Origin of the sequence: Saccharopolyspora rectivirgula DSM 43747 (assembly GCF_000497205.1) — a bacterium.
GTDB classification, from domain to species: domain Bacteria; phylum Actinomycetota; class Actinomycetes; order Mycobacteriales; family Pseudonocardiaceae; genus Saccharopolyspora; species Saccharopolyspora rectivirgula.
In genome coordinates this window covers 20,855-45,894 of sequence record NZ_AYJW01000028.1, presented here as the reverse complement: position 1 = coordinate 45,894, position 25,040 = coordinate 20,855, and the positions used below count along the sequence as shown (strand labels likewise).

Below are 25,040 nucleotides of genomic sequence, written 5' to 3'. Positions count from 1 at the left end.
TGCCAACCCGGGGCCGTCGAGCCCCGGCGCAGCTCGCCGTCGACTGGCACAGTGTGAAGCGGAGCGCTCGACCGCCAGCTAGCGATCTTTGGAGTCCACAGTGCGGTTTCACCTGCGGAAAACGTTCCGACTGGGACCCCTGCGCCTGCACCTGGGCAGGCGCGGGTTCAGCTGGAGCGTCAAACTCGGCCGCCGCGTCCGCTGGCACCACAAGTACGGATGGCGGATCAACACCCCGGGACCGGGGTACCTGCAGGCCTCCGGAAGACGACACCGCCGATGACAGCGGACAGGCGCACCGCGGGCGGAACCCACCCGCCGGCACCCGTCCCCGCACCGGCGGAGGACGGAAGCGGATTCAGCGAGCGCGCGGCCCCGCCATGCGCCGCCGGTGCTCGGCGCCGATCTTGAGCGCGGCGGCGGTGTCCGCGTCCCATTCGCTGGCCGTCAGGTCCTCGACAGCTTCGACCAGCGCCTCGCCGGCGGCCACATCGGGAACCATGACGTCACCCATGCCGCCGTCCTCGCCGATCAGGACGACCCGCGCCCCCGCCTGGCCAAGGTTTTCCACTACAGCTCGCGCTGAGCCGCCGTGCTCGCGAACGAACGTCTTGGCAGCCGCGATCGCTTTCGGAGAGGGCTTGGCAGCCCTTTCGGTGTCCTTCTCGGCCATGACGGGAATCATAGACAACTCCACTCCGTGGCGGACCATCCCGTAGTGCACACCACTTCTGCTCGATCGCCTGCCGTAGCGTAGGAAATCAACGGCGTGACCAACACGCGGTCAAAAGCAGCGACACCAGGCGGAGGAGACAGGATGCGCGCAATCCGGGTGCAGGCCACCGGTGGACCGGAAGTACTGGAGTACACCGAGACGGAGCCCCCCGCGCCCCAGCCCCGGGAACTGCTGGTGGACGTGGCCGCGAGCGGGGTGAACTTCATCGACACCTACCACCGCAGCGGCGTCTACCAGCTCCCACTGCCCTTCACCCCGGGCTCCGAAGGAGCCGGGACCGTCGTCGAAGTCGGCAGCGAGGTCACGGAGTTCTCCCCGGGCGACCGGGTGGCTTGGGCGATGACCCCGGGAAGCTACGCCGAGCGCGCGGTGGTGCCGGCGGACAAGGCCGTCCGGATACCGGACGGCGTGGACGAGCGCACCGCGGCGGCCGCACTGCTGCAGGGCATGACAGCGCACTTCCTGGTCACCTCCACCTTCCCGGTGAAGACGGCGGACACCGCGCTGGTGCACGCCGCGGCCGGCGGAATGGGCCTGCTGCTGACCCAGCTCATCAAGCACCGCGGCGGCAACGTGATCGGCACCGTGTCCACTCCGGACAAAGAACGGCTGGCCCGGGAAGCCGGTGCCGACGAGATCATCCGCTACACCGAAGCCGACGTCGCCAAGGAGGTCCGCGACCTCACCGACGGCCGCGGGGTCGACGTGGTCTACGACGGGGTCGGCAAGAGCACCTTCGACGCCAGCCTGGCCAGCCTGCGCCCCCGGGGCACCCTGGTGCTGTTCGGCGCGGCCAGCGGCCCGGTGCCACCGGTGGACCCCCAGCGGCTCAACTCGGCCGGATCGGTGTTCCTCACCCGCCCCAGCCTCGCGCACCACATCCTCACCCGGGAAGAACTGGAATGGCGCGCCGGCGAGGTCTTCGAGTGGATCCGCAACGGCACCCTGACCGTCCGGATCGGGGGCACCTATTCCCTGCAAGACGCCAAACAAGCGCACGAAGACCTGGAAAACCGCCGCACCACGGGCAAACTCCTGCTGATCCCCTGAAACCGCGGAAACCCGCCCCGACAGCGCCCCGGCGCGCTGTCGGGGTTTGCCCGGCTTCCCGCACCGGGAATCCACTGGGGCATGGACAACGAGCAGCAAGCCCGGCACACCGTCGCCCTGATCAGCCCGGCCGCGTACGTCCAAGGAGCCGGCGTGCTCGCCGACCTCGGCACCCGTCTGTCCACTTTGGCCGAAAAAGTGCTGTTGATCTCCGACCAGGTCGTCTGGGGGATCGCCGAGAAGACCATCCGCGCTTCGCTGGAGAAGGCGGGCGTCGGCCTGCACTTCGAGGAGTTCCGCGGGAGCTGCACCGCAGCGGAGATCGACCGGGTCGCCGAAGTCGCGCGACGAGCGGAAGTGGACGCGATCGTCGGCCTCGGCGGAGGAACCGCGATCGACACCGCGAAGGCCGCTGGCCACCAGGCCGGCACCAAATGGGTCTCCGCGCCCACGGTGGCCTCCACCGACGCCCCCACCAGCGCCCTGGCCGTGGTCTACACCGAGGACGGCGCGTTCGAGGAGTACCGGTTCTTCCCCCACAACCCGGACCTGGTGATCGTCGACACCCAGCTGGTGGCCAACGCCCCCGCCCGCTTCCTGCAGTCCGGCATCGGTGACGCCCTGGCCACGTGGGTGGAAGCGCGCGCCTGCCAGCAGTCCGGGGCCACCACGATGGCCGGCGGGAAGGCCCCGCTCGCCGCCGTCGCCCTGGCCAAGCTGTGCTGGGACACGCTGTGGGAGTACGGGGTGCAGGCCTGCGACGCCGCCCGCCACCACCTGGTGACCCCCGCGCTGGAGAAGATCACCGAAGCCAACACCCTGCTGTCCGGCCTGGGTTTCGAATCCGGCGGTCTGGCCGCGGCGCACGCGATCCACAACGGCCTCACCGCGCTACCGCAAACGCACGCGGTGATGCACGGGGAGAAGGTGAACCTGGGCACGCTGACCCAGCTGGTCCTGGAGGGGCGACCGACCGCGGAGATCGACAGCTTCATCGACTTCTCCACCAGGATCGGGCTGCCCACCACGCTCACCGAGGTCGGGCTCGGCGATGCGGACGGCGAAGCGCTCCGCCACGTGGCGGAGACGGCCACCGCACCGGAGGAAACGATCCACAACCTGCCGTTCGAGGTGAGCGCTGCCGATGTGATCGACGCGCTGCGAGCAGCCGACCGGTACGCGGTCGGGTTCCGCGAGCGAGCGGGGCTGCCCGCCCCAGCAGCACCGGGCTCCACCGGGCACTGACGACCCAACGGGCTGGGCCGCAGCAGACCACCCCGGAAGCTCACCGCGCGGTGCGCCTCCGCCAGCCCAGCCCGACCCCGCCGGCGACCAGCAGCACCACGCCGGCGAGCAGCACGATCAGCGGCGCGCTGAGCGCACCGCCCGTCCAGTCCCACACCGCTTCCGGGACCGCGATCACAACACCGATCACCCCCGCTGCCAGCAGCACCGGGTCCCGCGAGCGCAAGAACGCCGCCAACAGCAGCAAGGCCAGCACGAACGTGCTGCCGTAGGCCCACGGCCAGCTCTCGGACGCCGGCCACTGGGCGCCGGTGAGGGCGATGGCCAACCCGCACGCCAACGCGGTCCGCTGGGCGACCACCCCGGTCAAGACGAGCACGGTCCACAGCAGCCCGGCGCCCAGCAGGAGCCCCGTCGTCACCGGAACCGACCAGGAGAAGCAGTCCGAGGCCGCGGCCAGCACCAGCGCCGCGGTGAACGCGCACGAAGCGAAGGCGGTGAACGCGGCGGGCAACGCCAAGTAACCGACCACAGCGAGCACCAGGCCGGTGACCGCCCAGGGCCACTCCCCGACCGGCTCGGGAACCGCAGTGCCGACCGCCGCGGCGCCGGCCACCGCGGTCAACGCGAACAGCACGGTGATGACGCGCGCCCGATGACCGCGCGAACTGCGCACCCTGCCGGGGCCACCCGCGATGAACACCCCGACTCCGGCCGGCAGCACCGCGACCGCGGTGAGGATCAACACCCGAGCGGGTTCCGGCAGCTCCGCCCAGGTCTGCCCGGCCAGCAGCAGTGCACCGCTGAGCACGAGCACCCCGCCCAGGTACCCGAGGACCTCCCAGAGCACACCGCGACGAGACCGCGTCGGACCGCTGTCCAACGCGGCGCGCACCGCGTCGGCCTGGTCCTGCCCCAGCACTCCCCGGCCGACCAGTTCCTGCAACGCGGCGCGCTGCTGCTCGGTGAGCTTCATGGCGGCGAGGCTACCGGGGGATCAACCCCGTCGGCTCACCACAGCCAGCCGATGACCGGCAGCCCGAGGGCCGCGTCCACGGCCAGCCCGACGAAGACGAACATCAGGTAGGTGTTCGACAGGTGGAACAGTTGGATCGGCTTGGTCTTCTCCCCGCGCTTGGTCATGGTGTGCAGCCGGTGCGTCAGGTACAAGAACCACGCTCCGCTGACCACCGCCGACAGCGCGTAGAGCCAACCCGCCGCGGGGATCAGCAGCAGCGTCGTCAACACCGTCAGCCAGGTGTAGATCAGCACCTGCCGGGTGACCTGCACCGGCCCGGCCACCACCGGCAGCATCGGCACCCCGGCCCGGGCGTAGTCGTCCTTGTACTTGACGGCCAGCGTCCAGGTGTGCGGCGGTGTCCAGAAGAACACGATGCCGAACATCACCAGCGCTTGCCAGGAGACCTCGCCGGTGACGGCTGCCCAGCCGATCACCGGGGGCATGCACCCGGCGGCCCCGCCCCAGACGATGTTCTGCGCGGTGCGGCGCTTCAACCACAGCGAGTAGACGAAGACGTAGAACAGGATCGTCGCGAGCGCGAGCAGCCCCGCGAGCAGGTTCGCGGTGGCCCACAGGAACCCCACGGAGGCCAGCCCGAGCACGATCCCGAAGACCAGCGCGTGCCGATCGGACACGGTGTGCCGCACCAGCGGACGAGCCCTGGTGCGCTGCATCACCTTGTCGATGTCGGCGTCGACCACGCAGTTGAGCGCGTTCGCACTACCGGCTGCCATCGTGCCACCGAGCAGGGTGGCGATCACCAGCCACGGGGACGGAATGCCGCCCTCGGCCAAGATCATGGCCGGGATCGTGGTCACCAACAGCAGTTCGATGACCCGCAGCTTCATCAGGCCGATATAGGCTTTCAGCAGCTCGGCGGGACGCCGAGCATGCCGCGTCTGGGGTGCGTCGACGGTGGTCACGACGCTGCGCTCACCGACGGCATGGATCTCCTTGGTCATGTCAGCCGAGCCGCCCGGTGGGCCGGGCAGGAGTACTTGGTCACTCGGGGTCAAATACTGAATAGTAGGTGTGCTACTCAAAACGCCGGCTGGCGGGTCCGCCCTCAATGGAAAGACCGCAGCTGGCGACGGCCGCCAGGTACCCTGGAAGTGACCCCCTTCGAGGGGTGTGTTCGCCCTGCGCTGCAGCTGGTCGCGGGAGTCCCCTCCCGTATCCAGCGGCCGCAGCCGGCACCTCGAACGCGTGCCTCAGATGCAGCCGGGCGATGTTCCGGCCCGCACTGCAGCTGCGGGATCAGCAAATCAGACGGGTGGAAAGGATGTCCGACCACGCCTATTAGGCTGCCGTCGGACGAGGGATAACAGCGGTTGAATCGGTCAAGTGGCCGCATTCTCCGCATCGAGGGAAACTGGAGCTGCGTCCGTGTCCGTCACTGACGATCTTGCCCGCTTGACCACCAAACAACTCCCGGAAGACTGGACCGAGCTGGACCAGCGTGCTGTGGACACCGCGCGGGTGCTGGCCGCCGACGCGGTGGAGCACTGCGGCAGCGGTCACCCGGGGACCGCGATGAGCTTGGCCCCGGCTGCCTACGCGCTGTTCCAGCGCGTCATGCGGCACGACCCGAGCGACCCGGAGTGGATCGGCCGGGACCGCTTCGTGCTGTCGGCCGGTCACTCGAGCCTCACCCTGTACATCCAGCTGTTCCTGTCCGGTTACGGACTGGAGCTGGACGACCTGAAGGCGCTGCGCAAGTGGGGCTCGAAGACGCCGGGCCACCCCGAGTACGGCCACACCGCCGGGGTGGAGACCACCACCGGTCCGCTGGGCCAGGGCCTGGCCACCGCGGTCGGCATGGCGATGGCCGCTCGGCGGGAGCGCGGTCTGTTCGACCCGGACACCCCGGCCGGGGAGAGCCCGTTCGACCACCACATCTACGTGATCGCCTCCGACGGCGACATCGAGGAAGGCGTCACCTCCGAGGCGTCCTCGCTGGCCGGGACCCAGCAGCTGGGCAACCTCACGGTGATCTACGACGCCAACGAGATCTCCATCGAGGACAACACCCGGATCGCCCTGACCGAGGACACCGCCAAGCGGTACGAGGCCTACGGCTGGCACGTCGTCACCGTCGACGGTGGGGAGAACGTCAAGGACCTGCTGGCCGCCATCGAGGCCGCCAAGGCCGAGACCGACCGCCCCAGCCTGATCGTGCTGCGCACGGTCATCGGCTACCCGGCGCCCACCAAGATGAACACCGGCAAGGCGCACGGTGCCGCGCTGGGCGCCGACGAGGTCGCCGGGATCAAGAAGGCCCTGGGCTTCGACCCGGAGCAGTCGTTCCAGGTGGACGACGAGGTGCTGGCGCACGCCCGCAAGGTCGCCGAGCGGGCCAAGGCCACCCGGGCCGAGTGGCAGCAGAAGTTCGACGCGTGGGCCGCTGCCAACCCGGAGCGCAAGGCCCTGCTGGACCGGCTGAGCAAGCGCGAGCTGCCCGCCGGCTGGGCCGAGAAGCTGCCGAGCTGGGAGCAGGACGGCACGTCCCTGGCCACCCGCAAGGCCTCCGGTGAGGTGATCAACGCGCTGGCCGACGTGCTGCCCGAGCTGTGGGGCGGTTCCGCTGACCTGGCCGAGAGCAACAACACCCCGATCAAGGGCGCTGACTCGTTCGGCCCCGAGTCGATCGCCACGGACGCCTGGAAGGCGCACCCGTACGGGCGGAACCTGCACTTCGGCATCCGCGAGCACGCGATGGGCGCCATCCTCAACGGCATCGCGCTGCACGGTGGAACCCGGCCGTACGGCGGCACGTTCCTGGTGTTCAGCGACTACATGCGGCCGGCGGTCCGGCTGTCCGCGCTGATGAAGACGCCGGTCATCTACGTGTGGACGCACGACTCGATCGGTTTGGGCGAGGACGGCCCGACCCACCAGCCCATCGAGCACCTGGCCTCGCTGCGGGCCATCCCGGGCTTCTCCCTGGTGCGCCCGGCCGACGCCAACGAGACCGCTGCGGCCTGGAAGGCGATCCTGGAGGACACCAGCGGTCCGGCCGGACTCGCCCTGACCCGGCAGGGCGTGCCCACCCTGGAAGGCGTGGACGCCGAGGGCGTGGCCAAGGGCGGCTACGTGCTGGCCGAGGCCGGCAACGGCAAGCCGGAGGTGATCCTCATCGCCACCGGTTCCGAGGTCCAGCTCGCGGTGGAGGCCCGGAAGATTCTGGAGGCCGAGGGCGTTGCAACCCGTGTGGTCTCGATGCCCTGCGTGGAGTGGTTCGACGCGCAGGACGCGGACTACCGGGAGAAGGTGCTGCCGGAGTCGGTCCGCGCCCGCGTCTCGGTCGAGGCGGGCTGCGCGCAGCCGTGGTACCGCTTCGTCAAGGACGCCGGCGAGATCGTGTCCATCGACCACTTCGGCGCTTCGGCCGACTACAAGACCCTGTTCCGGGAGTACGGCTTCACCGCGGAGGCCGTGGTTGAGGCAGCCCGGCGCAGCCTGAACAACGCACGCACCAACGCGTGAGTGGAGGAACTATCCGTGACGACCAATCCGAACCTCACCGCGCTCAGCGAAGCCGGGGTGTCGATCTGGCTGGACGACCTGTCCCGCGGCCGGATCAACTCCGGTAACCTCGCCGAGTTGATCGAGAAGCAGGCTGTCGTCGGCGTCACCAGCAACCCGACGATCTTCGCCAAGGCCCTGTCCAACGCCGCCGACTACAACGACAAGGTGCGGGAGCTGGCCGCTCGCGGCGCCAGCGTCGACGAGGCGGTGCGCGAGCTGATCACCAGCGACGTGCGCGACGCCGCGGACGTCTTCCGCAACGTCTACGAGTCCACCGGCAAGGTCGACGGGCGGGTTTCGCTGGAGGTCGACCCGCGGCTGGCCCATGACACCGAGGGCACCGTGGCCGAGGCGCTGGACCTGTGGAAGACGGTGGACCGGCCCAACCTGATGGTCAAGATCCCCGCCACCGTCGAGGGCCTGCCGGCCATCACCCGCGCCCTGGCCGAAGGTGTCAGCGTCAACGTCACGCTCATCTTCTCGGTGGAGCGCTACCGCGAGGTCATGGACGCCTTCCTCACCGGCCTGGAGCGGGCGAAGGAGAACGGCAAGGACCTCAGCGAGATCTTCTCGGTGGCCTCGTTCTTCGTCTCCCGGGTGGACACCGAGATCGACAAGCGGCTGGAGAAGGTCGAGGGCGGTGAGCAGCTGCGCGGCAAGGCCGCGATCGCCAACGCCCGCCTGGCCTACGCCGCTTACCAGGAGGTCTTCTCCTCCGACCGCTGGAAGGCGCTGGAGGCCGCCGGCGCCAACCCGCAGCGGCCGCTGTGGGCTTCCACCGGTGTGAAGGACCCGGCCTACTCGGACACCCGCTACGTGGACGAGCTGGTGGCGCCGAACACGGTGAACACCATGCCGGAGGCCACGCTGCAGGCGGTCGCCGACCACGCGAACGTCCGCGGGGACACGGTGAGCGGCACCGCTGCGCAGGCCCAGCAGGTGTTCGACGACCTGAGCAAGGCCGGCATCGACGTCGACGACGTCTTCGCGGTGCTGGAGCGCGAAGGTGTCGAGAAGTTCGAGAAGTCCTGGCAGGAGCTGCTTGACACCGTCCAGCAGCAGCTGGAGGAGGCCAAGAAGTAACGGCTGCGCGGATGCGGCACCGGCCGCATCCGCTTGGTCATGCCCCGCTGGGCGGGACGCTTTCGCACTTCCACGCGGGCCGGTGCGCGACTGGCGCACCGGCCCGTATGAGCGACACTGTGGTCGCGAACACCAATGTATTGGTGAGGTCATTCTCGAGCGTGGTCGGCGGAATCCGGTCCGCATTCGAGGGTGAGCTCGTAACACGATCGAGCGTTGAAGGAATTAGATGGCAGCCGAAACTTCCGTCGACATCTCCGACCAATCCCTGGCAGGGGAAGCACGTCCCCTCGTCGAACGGTTGACCGCAGATCAGGTTGCCGGCAAGCTCGCCGCCCAGGACCCCACGCTGTGGGGGCCGGCCGCGGAGCAGGAAGCCGCCATCCGGTTGGCCTGGACCGCACTGCACGAGACTTCCCGCCCCCTGGTGGCGGAGATCGAAGCCCTGCGCGCCGACCTGCAGTCGGAAGGCCTGGACCGGATCGTGCTGGCAGGCATGGGCGGTTCGTCGCTCGCCCCGGAAGTGATCACCGCTACCGCCGGGGTGCCGCTGATCGTGCTGGACACCACTGATCCCGGGCAGGTGGCCGACGCGCTGAGCGGCGATCTGTCCCGCACCGTGCTGATCGTCTCTTCCAAGTCCGGCACCACCGTCGAGACCGACAGCCACCGCCGGGTGTTCGAGCGGGCTTTTTCCGCTAACGGAATCGATCCTGTGACCCGCATCATCGTGGTCACCGATCCGGGTTCTCCGCTGGAGACCACCGCTCGCGAAGCCGGGTACCGCAAGGTCTTCACCGCAGACCCCAACGTCGGTGGCCGCTACTCGGCGCTGTCCGCGTTCGGCCTGGTTCCGGCCGGGTTGGCCGGGGCCGACATCGCCACGCTGCTCGACGACGCCGCAGCGGTGTTCGAGAAGCTCCGCGTCGACGAGCCCGACAACCCGGGACTGCAGTTGGCTGCCGCACTGGCCGCCGCGCACGACAAGGGCGCGGAGAAGGTCGTCTTCGCCGACACCGGTTCCGGCATCCACGGCTTCGGCGACTGGGTGGAGCAGCTCATCGCCGAATCCACCGGCAAGGAGGGCACCGGCCTGCTGCCGGTGGTCGTGGAGAACCCGGACGCGCCGGGGTTCGCCGATGCCGGGGACGACGCCACCACCGTGGCGGTGGGGCCGGCGCACAGCGCTGCCCAGCTGAGCACCGCGGGCCCGCTGGGAGGCCTGTTCCTGCTGTGGGAGTTCGCCACCGCGGTGGCCGGTCGACTGATCGGCATCAACCCGTTCGACCAGCCCGACGTGGAGGCTGCCAAGCAAGCCGCCCGGTCCCTGCTGGACAGCCCCGCTGGCGGTCCCCCGTTGACCCCGGTCCTGGTGGACGGCCCCATCGAGGTCCACGCCTCGGGGAATTGGCTCAGCGCCGGGGTGGCCACCGTCTCGGACGCGCTGCGGGCCTTCCTGGCCACCGCGCCGGAGAAGGGCTACCTGGCCATCCACGCCTACCTGGACCGGCTGGAGGACGCCTCGGCCGCGCTGCTCCGCTCGGAGTTGGCCCGGCGCACCGGTCTGCAGACCACGTTCGGCTGGGGACCGCGTTTCCTGCACTCCACCGGCCAGTACCACAAGGGCGGCCACCAGAACGGCATCTTCCTGCAGATCACCGGTGAACCCGAGCAGGACCTGGAGGTTCCGGACCGCCCCTACACCCTGGGCGGCCTGCAGCGCGCCCAGGCCCTCGGTGACGGTCAGGTGCTGAGCAACCGGCACCGGCCGGTGCTGCGACTGCACCTGACGGACCGCAGTGCAGGACTGGTCGAGCTGGTCAAGGCGGTGCAGAGCCTGCGCTCGCTGAAGGGGGAAGCGTGATATCGCCAGCTGAGCAGTGGAAGAACCCGCTGCGGGATCCGCTGGACAAGCGGCTGCCGCGGATCGCCGGTCCCTGCAGTTTGACGATCTTCGGGGTCACCGGCGACCTGTCCCGCAAGAAGCTGATGCCCGCGATCTACGACCTGGCCAACCGGGGGCTGCTGCCGCCGGGGTTCTCCCTGACCGGGTTCGCCCGCCGGGACTGGGAGGACCAGGACTTCGGCCAGGTCGTCTACGAGGCGGTCAAGGAGAACGCCCGCACCCCGTTCAAGCAGTCGGTGTGGGATCGGCTGGCCGAGGGATTCCGCTTCGTGTCCGGCTCGTTCGACGACGACGACGCCTTCGACCGGCTGGCCGAGACGGTCAAGCAGCTCGACGCCGAGCGCGGCACCGGCGGCAACCACGCGTTCTACCTGTCGGTTCCGCCGTCGGCGTTCGAAACCGTGCTCAAGCAGCTGGCCCGCTCCGGGCTCACCGACCAGCCCAACGGCAGCTGGCGGCGGGTCGTGGTGGAGAAGCCGTTCGGGCACGACCTCGAAAGCGCCAAGGAGCTCAACCGCATCGTCAACAACGTCTTCCCCGAGGAGTCGGTGTTCCGCATCGACCACTACCTCGGCAAGGAGACGGTGCAGAACATCTTGGCGCTGCGGTTCGCCAACCAGCTGTTCGAGCCGATCTGGAACGCCAACTACGTGGACCACGTCCAGATCACCATGGCCGAGGACATCGGGCTCGGCGGGCGCGCCGGTTACTACGACGGGATCGGCGCGGCTCGGGACGTGATCCAGAACCACCTGCTGCAGCTGCTGGCGCTGACGGCGATGGAGGAGCCCGTCTCCTTCTCCCCTCAGGACCTGCGGGCCGAGAAGATCAAGGTGCTGTCGGCCACCAAGCCGGTGGGGCCGTTCGACAAGACCACCGCGCGCGGCCAGTACGTCGGTGGCTGGCAGGGCGGGAACCTGGTCCCCGGGCTGCACGAGGAGGGCGGTTTCGCTTCGGACTCCACCACGGAGACCTTCGCGGCGATCACCCTCGGCGTGGAGACCCGCCGCTGGGCCGGTGTTCCGTTCTACCTGCGCACCGGCAAGCGGTTAGGTCGGCGGGTGACGGAGATCGCCGTGATCTTCAAACGCGCCCCGCACCTGCCGTTCGACGACACCATGACCGAGGAACTGGGCCAGAACGCCCTGGTCATCCGGGTGCAGCCGGACGAGGGCGTGACGATGCGGTTCGGCGCGAAGGTCCCGGGCACCTCGATGGAGGTGCGGGACGTGACGATGGACTTCGGCTACGGGCACGCGTTCACCGAGTCCTCGCCGGAGGCCTACGAGCGGCTCATCCTGGACGTGCTGCTGGGTGAACCCTCCTTGTTCCCGGTCAACGAAGAAGTCGAACTTTCCTGGAAGATCTTGGACCCGGTGCTGGAGTACTGGGCTTCGCACGGCAAGCCCGAGCCGTACAAGGCCGGTTCGTGGGGTCCACCGTCGGCTGAGGCAATGCTCGCCCGTACCGGACGCTCCTGGAGGCGACCGTGATCATCGATCTGCCGTCCACCACGACTTCACAGGTCAACAAGAAGCTCGTCGAGCTGCGGGAGTCTGGTGGTGCTGTTGCCCTTGGCCGGGTGCTGACCTTGGTGATCGTCACCGGGGACGGCTCCGAGGTGGAGAAGTCGATCCAGGCGGCCAACGCCGCCAGCCGCGAGCACCCGTGCCGGGTCATCGTGGTGGCCCGCGGTTTGAAGGAGGCCGCGCCGCGGCTGGACGCCCAGATCCGGATCGGTGGTGACGCCGGCGCTTCCGAGGTCATCGTGCTGCGGATGTACGGGCCGCTGGCCGACGAAGGGGCCAGCTCGGTGGTGCCGATGCTGCTGCCGGACGCCCCGGTGGTGGCGTGGTGGCCGTCGAACGCCCCGGCGGTGCCGGTCGAAGACCCGATCGGTGCTCTCGCGCACCGCCGGATCACCGACGCGGCGGCCGAGCAGGACCCGATCGCCGCACTCGAGCAGCGGGCCCGCTCCTACGTCGACGGGGACACCGATCTGGCCTGGACCCGGCTGACCTCGTGGCGGGCGGTGCTGGCTTCCGCACTGGACCTGCCGCCGTACGAGCCGGTCACCAGCGCCACGGTCACCGGGGAGGCGGACTCGCCGTCCACCGACCTGCTCGCCGCCTGGCTGGCGGTGTACCTGAAGGTCCCGGTCCGCCGGGTGGACCACCCCCGGGGTCCCGGCATCGTGTCGGCCGTGCTGGAGCGACCGTCCGGTCCGATCGAGATCGTTCGCCCGGACGGCAAGAGCGGCCGGCTCACCCAGCCGGGCCAGCCGGACCGCCGGGTCTCGCTGCAGCGCCGCCAGCTCGACGACTGCCTGACCGAGGAGCTGCGGCGCCTGTCCTCCGACGAGGTGTACGAGGCCACGCTGCGCGGACTCTCCGAAGTGGAGCGGGTTTCCGCCGAGAACGACCAGGAGGCGGAGGCGGTTTCGTCATGACGGTCCAGAACGTCGTCGTGCACGAGAGCGACGAGCTGCTTGCGGCGGCGACCGCGGCCCGGTTGATCACGAAGCTGGTCGACGTGCAGGCCGAGCACGGGGTGGCTTCGCTCGTGCTGACCGGTGGTCGCACCGGCATCAGCGTGCTGGAGCAGGTGCGCCTCTCCCCGGCTTGCGATGCCGTCGACTGGGCCAACGTCGAGATCTTCTGGGGCGACGAGCGGTTCCTCCCGGAGGGGGATCCGGAGCGCAACGAGACGCAGGCCCGCAAGGCCCTGCTCGACCACGTGGGCGTCGATCCCTCCCGGGTGCACGCGATGGCGCCGTCGGACGGCAAGTTCGGGGACGACCCGGACGCGGCGGCGTCCCACTACGCCGAGGTGCTGGCGGCGACTGCCGCCGAGGAGACCGAGATCCCGGTGCCGCGGTTCGACGTGCTGCTGCTCGGTGTCGGCGAGGAAGGGCACACGGCCTCGCTCTTCCCGGACACCCCCCACGTGCGGGAAACCGAACGGATGGTGGTTCCGGTTCGGGACTGCCCGAAACCGCCGCCGACCCGGATCTCGTTGACCCTGCCGGCCATCCAGGCCGCGTCCGAAGTGTGGTTGATGACTTCGGGCAAAGCGAAAGCGGAAGCCGTCGCCTCCGCTCTTGGCGGGGCCGATCCGGTGAGCATCCCGGCAGCTGGCGCTCGGGGCCGGGAGCGCACGCTCTGGCTGCTGGACACTTCGGCAGCGGCCACCGTGCCCACCGGCGTGTGAACTGACACCGGCCCGTCACCCGGGGTTGCGATCACCTCCGGGTGACGGGCCGGTGGATCCGCTCCGCGCGACCGGAGCGATCGTCGTCAGGAACTCGGGTCAGAGCTCTTTGACGACTACGACGCCGTCGTGGTCGCAGACCACGGTTTCCCCGGGGACGAACTGGACCCCGCCGATCTCGACGACCTTGTCCACTTCGCCCTCACCGGTCTTGGTGCTCTTGCGCGGGTTCGTGCCCAGCGCTTTGACACCGAAGTCCATTTCGGCGAGCACGGCCGAATCGCGCACCGCACCGTTCACCACGACTCCGCTCCAGCCGTTGGAACGCCCGATCTCAGCGATCACGTCACCGATCAGCGCGGTGTGCAGCGATCCCTGGCCGTCGATCACCAGGACCTGGCCGTCACCGGGTTCGGAGAGCACCTTCTTCAGCAGGGCGTTGTCCTGGAAGCAGGTCACCGTGCGGATCCGACCGGAAAACGCGACCCGTCCACCGAGATTGCGGAACTGGACATCGCAGCTGCGGACCTCCGGGCCTTCCCGGTCCGCCAAGTCAGCCGTTGACAAAGTCATAGTTCCTCCAGCTAGCCCGTCGTAAGCAGCGAGCGTACTGGCCGGTAATCAACGTGGCGACGGCGCCGCGACGAATCACACAGCAGCCGCGCCCGCTCCACCACGCCGGGCCGCGTTCTGCACCGGAGGGGTGACGGGGTTCAGGCAGAGCCCAGGAAGTCCCGCACGAACTTGTTGAACTGGGCCGGTTCCTCCATGTGCACCATGTGCCCGCAGTTCGGGATGGACGCCAGCGCGGCGCGGGGCATCCGCCTGGCGGCTTCGGCCGAAACCCGCCGGATGTCCGGCAATTCCAAGGATCCCAGGACGAACAGCGCGGGCGCGTTGATCTCCTCCAAGTTGGCGGCGACGTTCCGCTCCACCGGAACGCCCGTTGCGGTGTGGTGCGCCTCGACCGTGGCCATGGCCACCTCCCGGCACCGGGCCCGCACCTGCGGATCGGTGTCTTCCGGGCTCCGGTACTTCCCGTCCACGGCGTAGCGCAGGAAGGCCTCGACGTAGGCCACGGGGTCCAGCCGCTTCCGCGCTTCCTCCTGCTGCCGGTGCAGTTGCTGCACGAACGGGTCCTGGAACTCCATCGGCGGGATGCCCGGGCCCGCCAGCACCAGTTTGTTCGTCCGATCGGGATGCGCCAGCGCGAACGCTGCCGCGGTGGCTCCGCCCATCGAGTTGCCGATCAACGAAGCCCGCTGGAGTCCGAAGTGGTCGAGAACCGCGAGCAGGTCTTCTTCCGGTTGGTAATCGCTCCTCGCCGTGCTGGAACGACCGTGCGAACGAGCGTCGAAGCGGACGACGGTGTAATCGGAGGCGAGTTCGGTGAACTGCTCGTCCCAGAGCGCTGAAGAGGTCAACCCGGAGTGCAGCAGGACCACCGGTTCGCCAGAACCAGCTATTTCGGCGTACAACTGCCCGTCGGAGACCGGAACCGAGGCGACTTTGACCGACACCATGACAACTAGGGTGTCATAATGACAACATGGCTGGCAAACCTCTGCCTCCGGAAGAGCTGGGCCCCCGCCTGGCCGAGGTGTACTCCGTCGTCGGCCCGCTCTACCGGCGCGCAGTCCGCGCGATCGAGCAGCACCCCTCCCAGAAGGGGATTCCCGTGGCAGTGCGCGCCCTGCTGGAGTACCTCGACAGAACCGGACGAGCCGCAACGGTGCCGCAAATCGCCCGCTCGCTCGGCCTGAGCCGGCAATTCGTGCAACGAACGGTCAACCAAGCCCGGCAACAGGAATTCGTGGAGCTCCTCCCCAACCCGGCGCACCGCCGCTCGCCCCTGATCGGCCTCACAGCGACCGGGCACGCCACGTTCACCGCCGTTGAACAGCGAGAACAGCAACTGCTGGGGCGGATAGCCAGCGACATCACCGACACCGACGTCGAAGCCACCCTCCGGGTGCTGCGCACCATGCTCGCCGCGCTCGAGGACATCGAACTCGACTAGCCGGGCAGCCCTCCCCGGCACCAGCGCAGCTCAGTAACCGCGCCGCTCGCGGAGTTTGCGCAGCGCCTCCTCCACCAGCGCCATGCCCTCCTCATCGGTGCGCCGCTCCTGCACGTAGGCCAGGTGGGTCTTGTACGGCTCGTTCCGCGGCGGCGCAGGTGGATTCTCCGGATCCCGACCGGCGGGAAAACCGCAGCGCGGACAATCCCACTCCGCGGGGATCTCAGCGTCCAGCGCGAACCACGGACGGATGTGGTGGCCGTTCGCGCACCAGTAGTCCACCCGCTGACGCGGTGCCGACTGCCCCCGCTCCGACTCGTTCACCACGGGGCCTGCCCCCACACGGGTACCGCGAATGGCGTTCCCGCCAGTCATCGTTCCTCACCACCAAGCGGCCCGGGTAATCAGGCACTGATCCGGTCAACCGAGTTTGATCAGCAGGCCGACTCCGACGATCGCGATGACCCACAGCGCCATCACGAACAGCGTCAAGCGGTCGAGGTTCTTCTCCGCCACGCTGGAGCCGGCCAGACTGGACTGCATACCGCCACCGAATAGCGAGGAAAGCCCGCCGCCCTTGGCCCGGTGCAGCAGCACCAGCAGCACCAGCAGCACGCTCGTGATGATCAGCATGGCCTGCAGGAAAACAATCATGGCGTCCTCGTTCGCACAGCGGTTCGCAACTTAGAGTACCGGGCTGCTGGCAGTGTGTGGACATCCACCCACCCATTGCCGTCACTCACGGTCTCACACTCCGGACCAGAGGCTACCGGGCGGGGAGTGGACCAGGAACAAGCGACGGCCGCCGGACCGATCGATCCGGCGGCCGTGCGAGACGCATCTCAAGGGAGCGGCCCGCCAGCGGCAATCGCGCTCAGCTTAGCGAACTCATCGCCGTTGAGGCTGGCACCGCCGACCAGCGCGCCGTCGATGTCCGACTGGGCGATCAGTTCACCGATGTTGCTGGACTTCACCGACCCGCCGTAGAGCACCCGCACCTCATCGGCGATCTCCTGGCCGTACTTGTCCGCCAGCGCCGCGCGGAGAGCTGCGCACACCTCCTGGGCGTCGGCAGCGGTGGCCACCTTGCCGGTGCCGATGGCCCACACCGGCTCGTACGCCACCACGACCTGCCGCACCTGCTCGGCCTTCAGCCCCTTGAGACCGGCGATGAGCTGAGCGGTGCAGTGGTCCACGTGGTTGCCGGCTTCCCGGACCTCCAACTGCTCGCCCACGCAGAGGATCGGGCTCAGCTCGTGCTTGAGAGCTGCCCGCACCTTGCGGTTGACGAGCTCGTCGGTCTCGGCGTGGTACTCGCGGCGCTCGGAGTGCCCGACGACGACGTAGGTGCAGCCGAGCTTGGCCAGCATCGGGCCGGAGACCTCACCGGTGTACGCCCCGGAGTCGTGCGCCGAGATGTCCTGGGCGCCGTACTTCAACAGCAGCTTGTCCCCGTCCACCAGCGTCTGCACGCTGCGGATGTCGGTGAACGGGGGCAGCACCGCCACCTCGACCTTGTCGAAGTACTTCTCCGGCAACGCGAAGGCGACCTTCTGCACCAGGGCGATCGCCTCCAGGTGGTTGAGGTTCATCTTCCAGTTGCCGGCGATCAACGGCTTCCTGGCCATCAGCCCTCACCCTCCAGCACGGCAACCCCGGGCAGCTGCTTGCCCTCCAGGAACTCCAGCGAAGCACCACCGCCGGTGGAGATGTGCGAGAAGCCCGCCTCGGGCAAACCGAGGGTGCGCACCGCCGCGGCCGAGTCACCGCCGCCGACCACGCTGAACGCGTCGGAGTCCACAATGGCCTGCGCGATCCCGCGGGTGCCGTCGGCGAACGCCTCGAACTCGAACACACCGGCCGGGCCGTTCCAGAACACGGTGCGCGCTTCGGCGAGGATGCCGGAGAACAGCTCGACGCTGCGCGGACCGATGTCCAGCCCCATCCAGTCCGCCGGGATCTCGTCGACCCCGACGGTCCGCTTCTGCGCGTCCGCGGCGAACCGGTCCGCGACCACCACGTCGACCGGCAGCACCAGCTTGTCCCCGTGCTCGGCGAGCAGCTGGCGGGTGTTGTCCAGCTGGTCCTCCTGCAGCAGGGACTTGCCCACGTCGTGGCCCTGGGCCGCCAGGAACGTGTAGGCCATGCCACCGCCGATCAGCAGCTTGTCCACCTTGGGCAGCAGCGCCTGGATGACCCCCAGCTTGTCGGAGACCTTCGAACCGCCGAGCACCACGGCGTAGGGGCGCTTCGGGTCTCCGGTGAGGGTGCGCAGCACCTCCACCTCGGACAGGACCAGGCCACCGGCGTAGGCCGGCAACCGCTTGGCCACGTCGTAGACGGAGGCCTGCTTGCGGTGCACCACCCCGAAGCCGTCGGACACGAACGCCGCGTCCGGCCCGACCAGCGCCGCCAGCTCGTCGGCCAGCGCACCGCGCTCCTGCTCGTCCTTGCTGGTCTCCCGCGCGTCGAACCGGACGTTCTCCAGCAGGGCCACCGCCCCGTCGGACAGCCCGGCCACCACGGACTTCGCCGATTCCCCGACGAGGTCGGTGGCGAACGCGACTTCGGCACCGAGCAGCTCGGACAGCCGGCGCGCCACCGGGGCCAAGGAGAACTGGGGGTCCGGTGTTCCCTTCGGGCGCCCCAGGTGGGCGGTGACCACGACCCGGGCACCGGCCTCGGTGAGCTTGCGCAAGGTCGGCAGCGAAGCCCGCACCCGACCGTCGTCAGTGATCCGCTCGCCGTCCAGCGGCACGTTGAGGTCGGCGCGCACGAGCACACGCCGCCCCCGAACGCCCTCGGACAGCAGATCGTCGAGATTCTTCACGGTCTGCTCCATTTTTCCGCCGAAAGCCCGCACGGGCACCCGATCGTGCTCGTGCGGGCCTTCCGGTACACCGAGGACTTGATCAGGACAGCTTCTTGCCCACCAGCGCGACCAGGTCGGCCAGCCGGTTGGAGTAACCCCACTCGTTGTCGTACCAGCCGACGATCTTGACCTGGTTTCCGATGACCTTGGTCAGCGGCGCGTCGAAGATCGTCGAGTGCGGGTCGGTGACGATGTCGCTGGAAACGATCGGGTCCTCGCTGTAGCGCAGGATGCCCTTCAGCTTGCCCTCCGCCGCGGCGGCCTTGAAGGCCTCGTTGACCTCTTCCGCGGTGGCGCTCTTGGAGATGGTCGCGGTCAAGTCGGTCACCGAACCGGTCGGCACCGGGACGCGCATCGCGTAACCGTCGAGCTTGCCGTTCAGCTCGGGGAGCACCAGACCGATCGCCTTGGCCGCACCGGTGCTGGTGGGCACCACGTTGACGGCAGCGGCCCGTGCCCGGCGCAGGTCCTTGTGCGGCCCGTCCTGCAGGTTCTGGTCCTGCGTGTAGGCGTGGACGGTGGTCATCAGACCCTGCTCGATGCCGAAGTTGTCGTGCAGCACCTTCGCCATCGGAGCGAGGCAGTTGGTGGTGCAGGAGGCGTTGGACAGGATGGTCTGGGAACCGTCGAACTTGTCGTCGTTGACCCCGAGCACCACGGTCAGGTCCTCGCCCTTCGCCGGGGCGGAGATGATGACCTTCTTGGCGCCGCCCTGGTCGACGTGCTTGCGGGCGTCTTCGGCCTTGGTGAAGAAACCGGTGGACTCCACCACGACGTCCACCCCGAGGTCGCCCCACGGCAGGTTGCCCGGGTCCCGCTCGGCGAGGATCTTGATGAGCTTGCCGCCCACCTCGATGCCTTCGCCGGTGACCTTCACTTCTTCCGCGAGCGGGCCCAGAACGCTGTCGTACTTGAGCAGGTGGGCCATGGTCGCGACATCGCCCAGGTCGTTGGCGGCCACGATCTCGATGTCGTGATTGCTGGCGGTAGCCGCCCGCCAGAAGTTCCGCCCGATCCGACCGAAGCCGTTGATACCTACGCGAACGGTCACGCCGATCTCTCCTCGTGACTGACCCGACCGGCGAAGCGGCGGGTGAGGTTGATGGACTCCACTTTCACCCTATCTGCCTGCGCGGAAGTTCCGCTTGGGCGGGCGTTGCAGGTTTCACCCCGCGTTGCAGCACGGGCCAATGTGGCTCGCGGGGTCTCCGGTCCGCCCCGGAAAAGGCGCATTGACCAGGGAGAACATCATCACCTGCGGGGGTGGTGGGGAACGGCCCGGAGTGATCAATCTCTCTGCACCGTTCCCGCTCGGCGACCCCGCGGAACAGCGGCTAGAGCTCTGCTTCCAGCAGCTCCGGCGTCACCGCGGACTCGGTGTTCGGCACCCCCAGCTCCCGCGCCTTCTTGTCCGCCATCGCCAGCAACCGCCGGATCCGCCCGGCCACCGCGTCCTTGGTCATCGGCGGGTCCGCCAGCCGACCGAGCTCCTCCAGCGAGGCCTGCCGGTAGGTCAACCGCAGCTTGCCGGCGTTCATCAAGTGCTCGGGAGCGGAGGAACCGAGCAGTTCCAACGCCCGCTCCACGCGGGCCGCAGCGGCCACCGCGGCCCGAGCCGAACGGCGCAGGTTCGCGTCGTCGAAGTTGGCCAGCCGGTTGGCGGTGGCCCGCACTTCCCGGCGCACCCGGCGCTCCTCCCAGGTCAGCACGCTGGAGTGCGCCCCGAGGCGGGTCAGCAGCGCCCCGATGGCGTCACCGTCGCGCACCACCACCCGGTCGGCTCCGCGGACTTCCCGGGACTTGGCCTGGATGCCGATCCGCCGGGCAGCGCCGACCAGGGCCAGCGCCGCCTCCGGTCCGGGGCAGGTGACCTCGAGCGACGAGGAACGCCCCGGTTCGGTCAGCGATCCGTGCGCCAGGAACGCCCCGCGCCACGCGGCCTCGGAGTCGCAGGCGCCGCCGGAGACCACGTGCGCCGGCAGCCCCCGGACCGGGCGGCCGCGGGAGTCCAGCAGACCGGTCTGCCGGGCCAGCGCCTCGCCGTCCTTGACGACCCGGACCACGTACCGGGTGCCCTTGCGCAGCCCGCCGGAGGTGATCACGTGGACGTCGGAGCGGTGCCCGTACAAGTCGTGGATTTCCTTGCGCAGCCGACGCGCCGTGGAACCGCTGTCCACTTCGGCCTCGACCACGACACGTCCGGCGACGATGTGGAGTCCGCCCGCGAAGCGCAGCAAAGAGGACACTTCAGCACGTCGACAGCAGGTCTTGGCCACCGGCAACCTGCTCAACTCGTCCTTGACCGCTGCGGTCATCGCCACCGGTCTGTCCTCCTCTCCAACGCGGCCTTCAGGCTCGCCGCCAGTGCCTGCGGTTCGTGCCGCCCCGGCGCCTGCGGAGAAGCCACCTTGTCGAGCACGGTCCGCGCACCCAACCCCTCCGCAGCCGAGCGGAGACGGTCCGGAGTGGGCACGGAGTCGACATCGGCCAGCACCGCATCGACCCGCAGCCGCGGCGCGTGCTGCGAGAGTACGTCCAAATGCTGCTCGGGTGAGAAACCCGCGGTCTCACCTGGTTGAGGGACGAGGTTGAGGATCACCACTCGGCTGGCCTTGGTGTTGACCAGTGCCTCGTGCAACTCCGGAACCAGCAGATGAGGCAGCACACTGGTGAACCACGAGCCCGGGCCGAGCAACACCAGATCGGCGTCCAACACCGCCTGGACCGCTTCCGGGCACGCGATCGGCTGCTCCGATCCGGTGGCGTACAACCGCACTTGTTTCACCCGACCGGGCGTGGTTGCGATGGCCACCTGCCCCCGAATGGTCCGCACCGCGTCCGGGTCGGAGTCCAACCCGACCACGTCGGCTTCCATGTCCAGCGGCAGGGTGGACATCGGCAGCACGCGGCCCCGCACCCCCAACAGCCGGCAAGCGTGGTCCAGCACCTCCACCGGGTCCTGCAGGATGTCCAGCAGGCCGGCGAGCACCAGGTTCCCGACCGCGTGACCGGCCAGCGCGCCGTTGCCGCCGAAGCGGTGTTCGAACAACGTGGCCCACAGCCGCTCCGAATCGTCCTCACCGGCCAACGCCGCCAGCGCCTTGCGCAGGTCACCGGGTGGCAGCATGCCGAGCTCCCGGCGCAACCGCCCCGACGAACCGCCGTCGTCGGCCACGGTGACCACCGCGGTCACGTCCGTGGTGATCCTGCGCAACGCGGCCAAAGTGGCCTGCAGACCGTGCCCGCCGCCCAGGGCCACCGCCCGAAGCGGGCCTGCGCCATCTTCAATGCTCACTCGCGCCCCAGGTCCCGATGCACCGTCTTGACCGTCATCCCGTCGTCCTCGGCCAGCCGCCGGGCCAGCTCCTCGGCGAGCGCCACGCTCCGGTGCTTGCCACCGGTGCAGCCCAGCGCCAGCGTCAGGTAGCGCTTGCCCTCGCGGTGATAACCGGCGCCCACCAGCCGCAGCAACTGCTGGTAGCTCTGGAGGAACTCCTCAGCCCCTTCTTGACCGAGCACATAATTGCGCACTTCCTCGTCCAGCCCGTTGAATTCACGCAATTCGGGGATCCAGAACGGGTTAGGCAGGAAGCGGCAGTCCATCACCAGGTCGGCGTCCATCGGCAGCCCGTACTTGTAGCCGAAGGACAGCACGGTGACCTTGGTGCGGGTGGTGGCCTCGGTCCCGAACGCGTCTTCGATCTTCGCCCGCAGCTGGTGCACCGACAGGCCCGTGGTGTCCAAGACGAGGTCGGCCTCGGAGCGGAGCTTGGACAGCAAGGAGCGTTCCGCGGCTATGCCGTCGGCGAGCCGGCCGTCCCCCTGCAGCGGATGGCCGCGCCGCACCTGCTCGAAACGGCGGATCAGCACTTCGTCGGTGGCTTCCAGGAAAAGCACCTTCGGCTTGTACCCGCGCGCGTCCAGGTCCTTGATGACCGCGCCGAGGTCTTCGGTGAAAGCCCGGCTGCGCACGTCCATCACCACGGCCACCCGGGTGACCGCGCCGCTGGAGCGGGCGCCCAGGTCCACCATCGTGGCGATCAACTCCGGGGGCAGGTTGTCCACCACGAACCAGCCCAGGTCCTCCAGGCACTTGGCCGCCGTACTGCGTCCCGCACCGGAAAGGCCGCTGACCACCGCGACCTCGATACCGGCATGTTCTTCACTCACTGCTCTCCCCTTCAGCGATATCGACACCGGAACGTTCCCGGTTCTCCTCCGGGCCCCGTCCGGTTCCCCCTTCTGCCGACAGCGCCGAGTGCACGGTCTCGGCCAGCCGGCGCCCGAAGCCCGGGACTTCAGCTATTTCCTCCACACTCGCCTGGCGCAGCTTCCGCACCGATCCGAAGTGCTTGAGCAGCGCTTTCCGCCGAGCTTGCCCCAGCCCCGGAATGGCATCCAATGTGGAGCTCTTCATGCGCTTGGAGCGCTTGGACCGGTGGTAGGAGATGGCGAAGCGGTGCGCCTCGTCGCGGACCCGCTGCAGCAGGTAGAGCGCCTCGCTCGTGCGCGGCAGGATCACCGGGTCCGGATCGGCGGGCAGCCAGACCTCTTCCAAGCGCTTGGCCAGTCCGGCCACCGCGACATCGGTGATGCCGAGCTCGGTCAGCGCGTCCGCGGCCGCGTTGGCCTGCGCCGCACCGCCGTCGACGAGCAGCAGGTTGGGCGGGTACGCGAACTTCTTGGGCCGCCCGGTCTCCGGATCGATCAGCGACGGCCCCGCGGCGGCCTCCTCCTGCCCCGCAGCGGACTCCGACGGCGCACCCCCCGAGGACTTGCCGGTTTCGGCGAGGTAGCGGTTGAACCGGCGGCGGACCACTTCCGCGATCGAGCCGACATCGCCGCCTTCGGCCCCGTCCCGGATGGCGAACCGCCGGTACTCCTGCTTGCGCGGAACACCGTCCTCGAACACCACCAGCGAAGCCACCACGTCACTGCCCTGGATGTGGCTGACGTCCACGCATTCGATCCGCAGCGGCGCGCTGTCCAGTGACAACGCCTCCTGCAGCTCTTGCAGCGCCGCCGACCGCGCGGTCAGGTCCCCGGCCCGCCGCAGCTTGTGCTGCTGCAGCCCTTCCTTCGCATTGCGCTCCACGGTTTCCAGGAGCGCGCGCTTGTCCCCGCGCTGCGGCACCCGCAACCGCACCCGGCTGCCGCGCAGCTCGCTGAGCCAGTCGGCGATGGCCTCGGCGTCCTCCGGAAGCTCGGGGACCAGCACCTCGCGGGGCACCGGGGTGCCGCCACCGGCGTCGGCCTGGTCGGCCAGCGCCGACTGCTCGCCGTAGAACTGGGTGAGGAACTGGGCGGTCAAGGCCGCGATGCTGGTCTCCTCGACCTTGTCGATGACCCAGCCGCGCTGACCGCGAACCCGGCCGCCGCGCACGTGGAAGATCTGCACCGCGGCCACCAGCTCGTCGTCGGCGAAGGCGATCACGTCGGCGTCGGTGCCGTCGCCGAAGACCACCGCCTGCTTCTCCATCGCTCGGCGCAGGGCTTCCAGGTCGTCCCGCAACCGCGCGGCCCGCTCGAAGTCGAGGTCCTCGGAGGCCTGCCACATCTTCTTCTCCAACCGGCGCACCAGCTGGTCGGTGCGCCCGGCCAGGAATTCGCAGAAGTCCTCGACGATCTGGCGGTGCTCTTCGGCGCTGACCCGCCCCACGCACGGGGCGGAGCACTTGCCGATGTAGCCGAGCAGGCAGGGCCGGCCGATCTGGGAATGGCGCTTGAAGACCCCGTTGGAGCAGGTCCGCGCGGGGAAGACCCGCAGCAGCAGGTCGAGCGTCTCCCGGATGGCCCACGCGTGCACGTACGGCCCGAAGTACCGGACCCCCTTGCGCCGCGGCCCCCGGTAGACGTGCAGCCGCGGGAACTCCTCGTGCAAGGTGACCGCGAGCACCGGGTAGGACTTGTCGTCGCGGTACCGGACGTTGAACTTGGGGTCGAACTCCTTGATCCAGGAGTACTCCAGCTGCAGCGCCTCGACCTCGGTGCTGACGACGGTCCACTTGACGCCGGCGGCGGTGGTGACCATCTGCCGGGTGCGCGGATGCAGGGTGGCCAGGTCGGCGAAGTACGACGAGAGCCTGCTGCGCAGGCTCTTCGCCTTGCCGACGTAGATCACCCGGCCGGCGTCGTCGTAGAAGCGGTACACGCCCGGCTCGTCCGGGATGGTGCCGGGCGCAGGTCGGTAGGTGGACGGATCGGCCACGTTTCCACCCTACGTGCGCAAACCCGCGTGCCGGTCATGGTGTGGGAGAAGCCGGGCGCAACATCACCACCGGTGCTGGTCCGAGCACTCTCCGCCATCGGATTCCGGCGCTCCGGGCGCGATGGCGCTCGAACGGGGCGAGCAGGAGCGTTGAGGAGCTG

The 25,040-nt window shown here is 69.2% G+C and carries 23 protein-coding genes; 9 read left to right on the top strand and 14 right to left on the bottom strand.

Features of this window, described 5'->3' with window-relative positions; all coding sequences use genetic code 11:
- Window positions 1-358: 358 nt before the first annotated feature.
- Window positions 359-673: a hypothetical protein gene (locus tag SREC43747_RS0109935; protein WP_029721063.1), complete on the bottom strand. Its 315-nt coding sequence runs from the start codon at window positions 671-673 to the stop codon at window positions 359-361.
- Window positions 674-817: 144 nt separating this feature from the next.
- Here SREC43747_RS0109935 and SREC43747_RS0109930 point away from each other — a divergent pair, with 144 nt between their 5' ends.
- Both SREC43747_RS0109930 and SREC43747_RS0109925 read left to right on the top strand, forming a co-directional pair.
- On the top strand, window positions 818-1,786 hold the full coding sequence (locus tag SREC43747_RS0109930) for a quinone oxidoreductase family protein (protein WP_029721062.1): 969 nt from the start codon (window positions 818-820) through the stop codon (window positions 1,784-1,786).
- Window positions 1,787-1,867: 81 nt separating this feature from the next.
- Entirely contained in the window at window positions 1,868-3,031 is a 1,164-nt protein-coding gene (locus SREC43747_RS0109925) for a glycerol dehydrogenase (RefSeq protein WP_029721061.1), read from the top strand.
- Between the two features lie 40 nt (window positions 3,032-3,071).
- Here the strand turns inward: SREC43747_RS0109925 and SREC43747_RS0109920 are convergent, their stop codons facing one another.
- Entirely contained in the window at window positions 3,072-4,007 is a 936-nt protein-coding gene (locus SREC43747_RS0109920; protein ID WP_029721060.1) for a DUF2157 domain-containing protein, read from the bottom strand.
- Window positions 4,008-4,042: 35 nt separating this feature from the next.
- Entirely contained in the window at window positions 4,043-5,014 is a 972-nt protein-coding gene (locus SREC43747_RS0109915) for a heme o synthase (protein WP_029721059.1), read from the bottom strand.
- Window positions 5,015-5,438: 424 nt separating this feature from the next.
- On the opposite strand from SREC43747_RS0109915, the gene tkt reads away from it, so the two are divergent.
- The 6 genes from tkt to pgl all read left to right on the top strand — a co-directional run bounded on the left by tkt (window position 5,439) and on the right by pgl (window position 13,779).
- On the top strand, window positions 5,439-7,538 hold the full coding sequence (gene tkt / locus SREC43747_RS0109910) for a transketolase (RefSeq protein WP_201768665.1): 2,100 nt from the start codon (window positions 5,439-5,441) through the stop codon (window positions 7,536-7,538).
- A 15-nt stretch (window positions 7,539-7,553) separates the two neighbouring features.
- Window positions 7,554-8,663 (top strand): transaldolase, encoded by a 1,110-nt coding sequence (gene tal / locus SREC43747_RS0109905; RefSeq protein ID WP_029721057.1) that lies wholly within the window; start codon window positions 7,554-7,556, stop codon window positions 8,661-8,663.
- A gap of 229 nt (window positions 8,664-8,892) precedes the next feature.
- Window positions 8,893-10,527 carry a phosphoglucose isomerase-related protein gene (locus tag SREC43747_RS0109900; RefSeq protein WP_029721056.1) on the top strand — a complete coding sequence of 545 codons (1,635 nt, stop codon included), beginning with the start codon at window positions 8,893-8,895 and terminating at the stop codon, window positions 10,525-10,527.
- Window positions 10,527-12,062 (top strand): glucose-6-phosphate dehydrogenase, encoded by a 1,536-nt coding sequence (gene zwf / locus SREC43747_RS0109895; protein ID WP_029721055.1) that lies wholly within the window; start codon window positions 10,527-10,529, stop codon window positions 12,060-12,062. Before SREC43747_RS0109900 ends, zwf begins: the two co-directional genes overlap by 1 nt.
- Window positions 12,059-13,018, top strand: coding sequence for a glucose-6-phosphate dehydrogenase assembly protein OpcA (gene opcA, locus SREC43747_RS0109890; protein WP_029721054.1), 960 nt, complete (start codon window positions 12,059-12,061; stop codon window positions 13,016-13,018). The genes zwf and opcA overlap by 4 nt, the downstream gene beginning before the upstream one ends.
- Window positions 13,015-13,779, top strand: coding sequence for a 6-phosphogluconolactonase (gene pgl / locus SREC43747_RS0109885; RefSeq protein ID WP_029721053.1), 765 nt, complete (start codon window positions 13,015-13,017; stop codon window positions 13,777-13,779). The genes opcA and pgl overlap by 4 nt, the downstream gene beginning before the upstream one ends.
- Window positions 13,780-13,878: 99 nt before the next feature.
- On the opposite strand, the gene rraA is transcribed toward pgl, so the two are convergent.
- The gene (gene rraA, locus SREC43747_RS0109880) at window positions 13,879-14,352 is read right to left on the bottom strand and encodes a ribonuclease E activity regulator RraA (protein WP_029721052.1); all 474 of its coding nucleotides are present in this window, start codon (window positions 14,350-14,352) and stop codon (window positions 13,879-13,881) included.
- A gap of 140 nt (window positions 14,353-14,492) precedes the next feature.
- Complete coding sequence (locus tag SREC43747_RS0109875) at window positions 14,493-15,302, bottom strand: alpha/beta fold hydrolase (RefSeq protein WP_029721051.1); 810 nt, start codon at window positions 15,300-15,302, stop codon at window positions 14,493-14,495.
- A 26-nt stretch (window positions 15,303-15,328) separates the two neighbouring features.
- On the opposite strand from SREC43747_RS0109875, the gene SREC43747_RS0109870 reads away from it, so the two are divergent.
- Complete coding sequence (locus SREC43747_RS0109870) at window positions 15,329-15,799, top strand: MarR family winged helix-turn-helix transcriptional regulator (RefSeq protein ID WP_029721050.1); 471 nt, start codon at window positions 15,329-15,331, stop codon at window positions 15,797-15,799.
- Window positions 15,800-15,829: 30 nt separating this feature from the next.
- Here the strand turns inward: SREC43747_RS0109870 and SREC43747_RS0109865 are convergent, their stop codons facing one another.
- The 9 genes from SREC43747_RS0109865 to uvrC form a co-directional block, all read right to left on the bottom strand.
- A complete protein-coding gene (locus SREC43747_RS0109865) occupies window positions 15,830-16,174 on the bottom strand; it encodes an RNA polymerase-binding protein RbpA (protein WP_029721049.1) in 345 nt (114 codons plus the stop codon).
- Window positions 16,175-16,219: 45 nt separating this feature from the next.
- Window positions 16,220-16,453, bottom strand: coding sequence for a preprotein translocase subunit SecG (gene secG / locus SREC43747_RS0109860; RefSeq protein WP_029721048.1), 234 nt, complete (start codon window positions 16,451-16,453; stop codon window positions 16,220-16,222).
- Window positions 16,454-16,641: 188 nt separating this feature from the next.
- The gene (gene tpiA / locus SREC43747_RS0109855; protein WP_029721047.1) at window positions 16,642-17,427 is read right to left on the bottom strand and encodes a triose-phosphate isomerase; all 786 of its coding nucleotides are present in this window, start codon (window positions 17,425-17,427) and stop codon (window positions 16,642-16,644) included.
- Window positions 17,427-18,629 carry a phosphoglycerate kinase gene (locus SREC43747_RS0109850; RefSeq protein WP_201768664.1) on the bottom strand — a complete coding sequence of 401 codons (1,203 nt, stop codon included), beginning with the start codon at window positions 18,627-18,629 and terminating at the stop codon, window positions 17,427-17,429. The genes tpiA and SREC43747_RS0109850 overlap by 1 nt, the downstream gene beginning before the upstream one ends.
- Window positions 18,630-18,711: 82 nt before the next feature.
- Window positions 18,712-19,722 (bottom strand): type I glyceraldehyde-3-phosphate dehydrogenase, encoded by a 1,011-nt coding sequence (gap, locus tag SREC43747_RS0109845; protein ID WP_029721045.1) that lies wholly within the window; start codon window positions 19,720-19,722, stop codon window positions 18,712-18,714.
- 283 nt (window positions 19,723-20,005) lie between these two features.
- A complete protein-coding gene (whiA, locus tag SREC43747_RS0109840; protein WP_029721044.1) occupies window positions 20,006-20,992 on the bottom strand; it encodes a DNA-binding protein WhiA in 987 nt (328 codons plus the stop codon).
- Window positions 20,983-21,960 (bottom strand): gluconeogenesis factor YvcK family protein, encoded by a 978-nt coding sequence (locus SREC43747_RS0109835; protein ID WP_152528376.1) that lies wholly within the window; start codon window positions 21,958-21,960, stop codon window positions 20,983-20,985. The genes whiA and SREC43747_RS0109835 overlap by 10 nt, the downstream gene beginning before the upstream one ends.
- A 2-nt stretch (window positions 21,961-21,962) precedes the next feature.
- Window positions 21,963-22,841 (bottom strand): RNase adapter RapZ, encoded by an 879-nt coding sequence (gene rapZ / locus SREC43747_RS0109830; protein ID WP_029721042.1) that lies wholly within the window; start codon window positions 22,839-22,841, stop codon window positions 21,963-21,965.
- On the bottom strand, window positions 22,834-24,879 hold the full coding sequence (gene uvrC / locus SREC43747_RS0109825) for an excinuclease ABC subunit UvrC (RefSeq protein WP_029721041.1): 2,046 nt from the start codon (window positions 24,877-24,879) through the stop codon (window positions 22,834-22,836). The genes rapZ and uvrC overlap by 8 nt, the downstream gene beginning before the upstream one ends.
- Between the last annotated feature and the right edge of the window lie 161 nt (window positions 24,880-25,040).